Annotated in this window: 6 protein-coding genes and 1 pseudogene; all 7 read right to left on the bottom strand. The window is 38.8% G+C overall.

What is annotated here, in order from left to right; genetic code table 11:
- Positions 1-524: 524 nt before the first annotated feature.
- Positions 525-737 carry a hypothetical protein gene (locus FFM70_RS13495; RefSeq protein ID WP_171002384.1) on the bottom strand — a complete coding sequence of 71 codons (213 nt, stop codon included), beginning with the start codon at positions 735-737 and terminating at the stop codon, positions 525-527.
- Between the two features lie 376 nt (positions 738-1,113).
- Positions 1,114-1,473 (bottom strand): hypothetical protein, encoded by a 360-nt coding sequence (locus FFM70_RS13490; protein WP_137617367.1) that lies wholly within the window; start codon positions 1,471-1,473, stop codon positions 1,114-1,116.
- Between the two features lie 12 nt (positions 1,474-1,485).
- Positions 1,486-1,776: pseudogene (locus FFM70_RS13485) on the bottom strand (tyrosine-type recombinase/integrase); the annotation flags it as partial.
- A gap of 197 nt (positions 1,777-1,973) precedes the next feature.
- Positions 1,974-3,752 carry a GmrSD restriction endonuclease domain-containing protein gene (locus FFM70_RS13480; protein WP_137617366.1) on the bottom strand — a complete coding sequence of 593 codons (1,779 nt, stop codon included), beginning with the start codon at positions 3,750-3,752 and terminating at the stop codon, positions 1,974-1,976.
- Positions 3,753-3,868: 116 nt separating this feature from the next.
- Positions 3,869-4,180, bottom strand: a complete 312-nt coding sequence (locus FFM70_RS13475; RefSeq protein WP_137617365.1) for a hypothetical protein — start codon at positions 4,178-4,180, stop codon at positions 3,869-3,871.
- A 366-nt stretch (positions 4,181-4,546) separates the two neighbouring features.
- Positions 4,547-5,812, bottom strand: coding sequence for a topoisomerase IV (locus tag FFM70_RS13470; protein WP_137617364.1), 1,266 nt, complete (start codon positions 5,810-5,812; stop codon positions 4,547-4,549).
- A gap of 97 nt (positions 5,813-5,909) precedes the next feature.
- Positions 5,910-6,455, bottom strand: a 546-nt coding sequence (locus tag FFM70_RS13465) for a site-specific integrase (RefSeq protein ID WP_137617363.1), incomplete at its 5' end; no start/stop codon positions are given.

The raw sequence follows: 6,455 nt of genomic DNA, 5'->3' as shown, positions 1-6,455 counted from the left end.
AGGGGTCTAAAAGAGGTTTAAAAGAGGTTTATAAAAGAGGTATATAAGAGGCACCACTGTACGAGATACAAACCTAAAACAAAAAAACACAAAGGAGTGAGCCAAAAAACGGCTCACATTAAACTCCAGTCGCTATGCTCCTTGCGCCTCACTCTGTTCGTTGCATAAAAGGTGTGGCAAGCCACATTAATTCGGGCGCTGACGCCCCGAACCCCGTCCAAGCTGAGCCAGCTTGACTGCTTTTTCACTCGCCGTTAGGCAGGAAAGCAAAGTTTCTATAAAACTTTGGCTTTCGCAATTTCAGTGTTAAGACTGGTTTAGAGCTGTCAATTCCTTATGCTCCCACGCTACGCTCGTCCGCTACCATTGACAGCAAACAGTTAGTTTTTCTGAATCTCAACAAGAATCTAACTGCTATATTCGTTTTTAAGGGCCTTATTTCTCGTTTCTAGCGATTTTGAGACTGTTTATATGTATTTATACCAAAGCAAAAATAAAAAGCCCTCAGCAGGCTTTTTAGAGGGCTAAATAACGAAGCCAGGACGATTAATAATATCTTCTTGTCTTTTTTGCAAAACATAAGTATATAGGGAATCATACAAATTCCTTTTGATTTCGTCAGGTTCATTGACAGAAGCTTCAAACAATTCTTGAATATCAACTTGCCATGGATCAATGAGCATTTCATCAATTGGTTTTAATACTTTCTTTTCGTCCATCTTGATTACTCCTAACATCAAAATAATGATTTCAATTTAGATTCACAGATTTTACAGTACCGTTATTCAAAATTTGTTACCAAACTTATAAAGATTCTTTGCACAGAACGATTAAAAAAATTGGCTTAAAACAGCGTAATCCGCAACACTTTTTAAATATTTAAAACATAACAATCTTAGTTTAGGTGAAAACATAAATTGAATTAAAAATATGCTCAATTAAATAACGAGAAAAATTGATTGTATGGTTATCAGCAGACCGAGTGAAATGAGGTCAATGCGCACTTACACCCTTGACAAGTGTCAAGGGTAGATTTAATCCCCATTTTGATGGGGATTATTTGTATTAGAAGGCTAGCGCCAACGATAAAAATCCTAGAGCCAAATCTCAAGATTAATCAATCACATTACGAAGGATCCAATGACTATAAGCAAGCCGAGCACCAGGAGTTATCACCCAGGGGTGATTAATTTCGAAAATTTGAATTTCAGTTGCTAAGTAAAGTGGCGTCTTACCATGATTAAAAGCAAAAACGGGTTGCGGAAAATCAGGCTTACTAGCAACTTGGTGAACACTTTGACGAGAGTTCATCTGCCAACGAATTTTTAAATCTTCACGCGACAATAATTGTGGCAGGTGTGTTTTTTCAATTTGAGCTTGTTGTTGCAATTTTTGTGTAAAGGCTTGTTTAGTCTTGTTTTGATGCCAATCATCAAAAAGATCATACTTGTTTGATTTAAAATCTAAATCCATAAAGCCGGCCTCCTAACCAAAATCAATTTGATCCAGCATCGTTTCAGTACTAGCCTGGTCTAAGCCTAAATAAGTTAGTGTCATGGCTTCACTGGAATGGTTTAACAAGTTCATGACTAAGCCAATATTATAATTTGATTGGGTGTAGACGCGGTAAGCACCAGTCTTACGCATTGTATGCGTGCCTAAGTAATTAATACCTAACAAGTCACCAGTCTTACTCATTATTTTATAAAATTGCTTTTCAGTAATGTGTCGATCGGGGTGTTGAGTTGAAGGAAATAACCAAGTTGAGTGTAACCTAATGTAGCTAGCAAAATACCGTAAAAACACCTGTAACATATAAGTGTTCCGCAGATCATCGGAGAAGTAGGTAATTAAAAACGCGATAACCTGCATGTGGTTGTCGCGTTTTTAACGGGCACTGCACTAACGAATTTTGAGTATCACCAGAGTGGTATTCCTTTTCTTTTTCTAGGTGGTAACTTTAGTATTGCAATCTAGGCTAGTGCAAACGAATAATATAATCGCCGAATGCTATCCGCCATTAGTATCCGTCGTTGCTCAAGAAAACTTTCGTAGCTCGTGTAATCCATTGTCCTCAGTGACAACGGCATTGCGTTTTCCGAAAAGTTTTCAGCACTACCGTAATGCATAATATCTGGGTTAGACAAGTAATCCTTTGGCGCCTGATCAGAAATCTGTAGATTACGCGGTTGCGATAGAAATACGTAATTGGCAATTTGATTGTACTCGCTCTTACCAAAGCCGTGCTTAATCAGGTATGCCCTCGGGAAGATATGATGGACATTGCCCTCTTCCGTCAGTGCATCAACCAGAGATAAATCCCGCTCAAGCCAAAGATGACTTTGCTTGCGTACCTGCGACATTAAGAATACTCGCCACAGATTTGTAACCGCACTCGACGTGACCAAGTTTTTCGGTAACATGTCGGTCCAGAATTCATCCGTGAGATTTAATTTTTCCTGCATCGTGAGCACTACTAATGGGTCACCGTTACGAAACATCTTAATGTCAGCTTCACTCTGCGTTTCCGAAGAGCCACTATACCGATGTGTCAAAATTGACAGCAAAATCCACCGGCGTACCACATTCTCAATTTGGCTATTGGATAAGCCAGTATGCATTTCCTGTTTGAGCAACAGATACAACGCGTAACCAAAGTTAAGGACACCGGTTCCCTGAATCTTGGTTCTATCACTGGTCACCACTCCCATTCCGCGTAGAATCATGACGAAGCGCTGGAAATTGCTCCTATCGGTCACGAGATTGATGCCTGCAGAGAGACGCATGTAAGTATCATCCATTGCTGCCTGCGTGTACTGTTTGGTGGTAAAGTCACGCCCTGAGACCAGACTAATCAAGTCTGAATGCTTACCACGATTGAACTTAACGTTGAGGATGATGTGGAAGATGTCACCAAACTCTGGTAAGTAAAGGTTGCTGTTTTCGTTAGCGGCCCAAGCCACCATTCGGTAATAGTCAGAGCTGGCAAATGGCGTGTCGTTGCTGGTAATATCGTCCAGCGCCGTCCCATCATGCAATAGCCGCGTAAAGTACTCCACCGTTTTACGCAACATGTCACCGTGATGTTCAGTGTCCGCCGACAGTTTAGACATGATGAAGTCAGCCGAGGAAAGCACAGTCCCCTTAGAGTTAATCCGGTTGAACACCTCGGTGACTGCATTAATACTCAAGCGGTGGGACAGTTGAATATTACCAATCTCGTTGTTGGCTAGCATCCGAACACTGTCAATCACGGCGGCAACTTTATTGACGTCATAGCCATTTTTGGAGGAAAACTTCGTGACGAAACCGAACGGATTAAAATCGTCCTTAAACAAAACGGCGATGTCATCAATCCACGCTGGATCTCTCGCAATCGCCGCCGTGCGGGTTGCAAATTCCTCGGTTTTAGGATTGAAGGCGATGCAGATTCGCTTCATTTCAAAACGCTTATCCATCACCTTTTCACCCGCAATGGCGGCACGTAAAGCGGTGACCCGCTGCTGACCATCAATCATTAGTGTCTTACCACGAGCCTTGGTACCATCTTTTAACCGGACATCAGGGTTACTCCACGTAATAATGTAGCCAATTGGGAATCCTCGATAAAGGGAATCGATCAAGTCTCGCACCTTCGAGGACTTCCAAACAAACGGCCGCTGCAGCTCCGGTAAACCGATTCTGCCTTCACCAATCCAATTGATGAGGTCACTAACTTTGTTGTTCTGGACTGAATAGTTCAACGTCTGCATGTGCTTTACTCCCTACTGATGGCAATTACACTCTGAATTTTACTTATACATAATTTTGGACGGCCGCTGTTGTGCAGGTTTGGTAACAATCATGACTGTCAGCAAGTGGCCTACAGTTATTGATCCGAATTCTTAAACTCCAACGCTCTCACATCCGCCTCTGCCGAGTCCATACGTGAATCCAGATCCGCCTGTTCCGCTTCAATATCGGTAATGCGCTCATTGTACCCTCTAAGCAACATAATCGCCTCGACCATTAACTCTTTATCGCTGAGCGCGAGCAAAATTTCTTTTTCGTGGCGAATCTTTTCTCTCTCAGCCCGAGCCCTTGTTTCAGCCAGTTCCCGTTTCTGACGGACTTGCTCTTCACGGTACTGCCGGAATGCATCAACCTTGTCGTTGATCTTACTTTTGACATCATTAAGCATCTAAGGTTCTCTCCTCTGAACTCCACAACTTCTTGCTACCCATTTTGCCCCTGATGACTAGTGATGAGGCGAATGAGCCAGCACTCAAACGCAATCATAGCTGCTATGCTACCGATTGATTTGATTTTACTGTCTGCTTGACTTCTGCAGCGCTAGCGAATTTTTTCTATATCGGATAGTGATAATTTTTGCTGAACTTTTTACAATACTCACTCATTTTTTTTGTACATCCACTAAAAATATAAGAATTTTATCGTACGGATCAAAAAAATATAACACTCATTTTTATGACTCTTTCTTCTCAAAAAGAATGCTACACATCGTAATAATACTACATAAAAACAGAGCCAATCTGTTTTATATGAATTACTTCAAATAATAGAGTTTACCCTCCTTGGTAATAATCTCTATGTCTTTGTTTAATACTTCATCGGGATACGCCGTTTCTAATCTTTTGTTGAACGTTTGTGAGATAATTTTTTCCTCTATATTTTCGTCTAAAGGTTTATATTCCAAGTCTTTATTAAATAGCCCCTGCGCTTTACCTAGAGCGCCTTCAAATCCATATTTTTTAATTCGATGATTATCTATGTCTATTCCTAAATATTTTGTTTGGTTATCATGCCATAACTTTAATTTTGCTAAACTGTCATTTGATTGATTCATATATCCATTGAACATCGAATAGCATATTTCGGCTTTAATAGCTCCTCTATTCAATGAATACGTTAACTTGCTGATTTCTTCCAATAAAGAGACAAGTACTTTTTGATAGGTAACTAATTTGTTGAACTCATTTATCTTCTCTGAATATGTTTTAAAGTCAATTTGTTTATTATGTGTGGAAAGATCGTCAATCGTAATATTAACTTGTTGCAGAAGTTGCGTTACTTCGCCTTCTATGGAATCTAATGAATTTAACATTCTATTTCTTAACTCATCATTTTCTAAAATATCAGAACTAAATTTACTTATTTTACCTACTCTAGTGATTAGTGAAAATATTTTTGATTTAAACTCTCTTTGTTGAAAATCTCCTATTTCACTGATGCTTTTATTCATGGTTTGCAGTTTGTCATTTACTTCAGACATATAGTACTGACCAACAACTAAAGAGGCAACATTCATAACATTTGCAACACCATTAGCTACTTTAGATGCTTTACTTAATTTAGAGGGGTCGACTTTAACAAGATTTGCTTGACCAGCAATACCTTTTCCATTGGAATAAAATCCGCGAACAGCACCTTCCAAATTTTTTGATTTTGATAAGGTTGCACCACTTGGTATAATGACTCGATATACCTCACCAACAGACTGCAAACCTTTATTCGTAACAGTTCTAGCTACTATGTTAGTTAAAGCTGGTATGGTCTCACTTATTCTTGCTATAACATTTGAATCCTTAATTTCATAAAGCTTTCTTTCATCAAATGTTCTTTCAGAAATTAGATCTAATGTGATAGGAATTTCAAATGGTTTGTCATCTTCCACCGTAAGACTAGGTGAAATCGATATATTTTGTTGTTCATCGTTATTGCAATTCATATTTTTTAATTTTGATTTTTTTAGTACAAGATATATTATGATAATTACAAATAATATAAAAGTAAAAAACAAAAAACTTTTCATTAAACGTCCCTCAATTCACTTGGTATCTAAATCATTATACCCTTTTAAATGCTAACAATAATATTTGTAGTTTATTAAATTTATTGTTAGTAGACTATTATCCAAAATCAATTTGATCGAGCATAGTTTCTTGACTGGCTTGATCTAGACCAAGATAGGTTAAGGTCATGGCTTCGCTTGAATGGTTTAATAAATGCATGACTAACCCAATATTATAGTTTGATTGCGTATAAACACGATACGCACCTGTTTTACGCATGGTATGCGTTCCTAGATAGTTAATTCCTAGAAGATCACCAACTCGTGCCATAATCTTATAAAACTGTTTTTCCGTGATATGGCGCTCGGGGTGTTGAAGGGAAGGAAAGAGCCATTCAGAATCCAGCTGATGATCAAGCAGCCATTGACGGTACAATAAGAGTTCTGTTTGAACTGGTTTAAGGTACAAGGTATTAGGCTTACCGGTTTTTCGATCATGAATGAACGCATTTTGTTTAATAGAACCGTCCAGATTAAAAATATCGGTCTGTTTTAAGTACATGACATCACTGACTCGTAGTAGCGTAGCTTTACCAACTTGAAAAATCGTATAGTTACGTCGGCCAGCTTTAAAGTTATTGAGTAACGTATCTTGAACCTCTTT

Source organism: Lactiplantibacillus nangangensis, from assembly GCF_005405065.1.
Taxonomy (GTDB): domain Bacteria; phylum Bacillota; class Bacilli; order Lactobacillales; family Lactobacillaceae; genus Lactiplantibacillus; species Lactiplantibacillus nangangensis.
The sequence above is the reverse complement of the archived record's forward strand: the minus strand, read 5'-3'. Positions and strand labels throughout refer to the sequence as shown.

Bases quoted from the DNA above. Each gene is read 5' to 3' on its own strand.
- FFM70_RS13480 (WP_137617366.1), bottom strand. From the start codon at position 3,752: ATGCAGACGTTGAACTATTCAGTCCAGAACAACAAAGTTAGTGACCTC.
- FFM70_RS13475 (WP_137617365.1), bottom strand. From the start codon at position 4,180: ATGCTTAATGATGTCAAAAGTAAGATCAACGACAAGGTTGATGCATTC.
- FFM70_RS13495 (WP_171002384.1), bottom strand. From the start codon at position 737: ATGTTAGGAGTAATCAAGATGGACGAAAAGAAAGTATTAAAACCAATT.
- FFM70_RS13490 (WP_137617367.1), bottom strand. From the start codon at position 1,473: ATGGATTTAGATTTTAAATCAAACAAGTATGATCTTTTTGATGATTGG.
- FFM70_RS13470 (WP_137617364.1), bottom strand. From the start codon at position 5,812: ATGAAAAGTTTTTTGTTTTTTACTTTTATATTATTTGTAATTATCATA.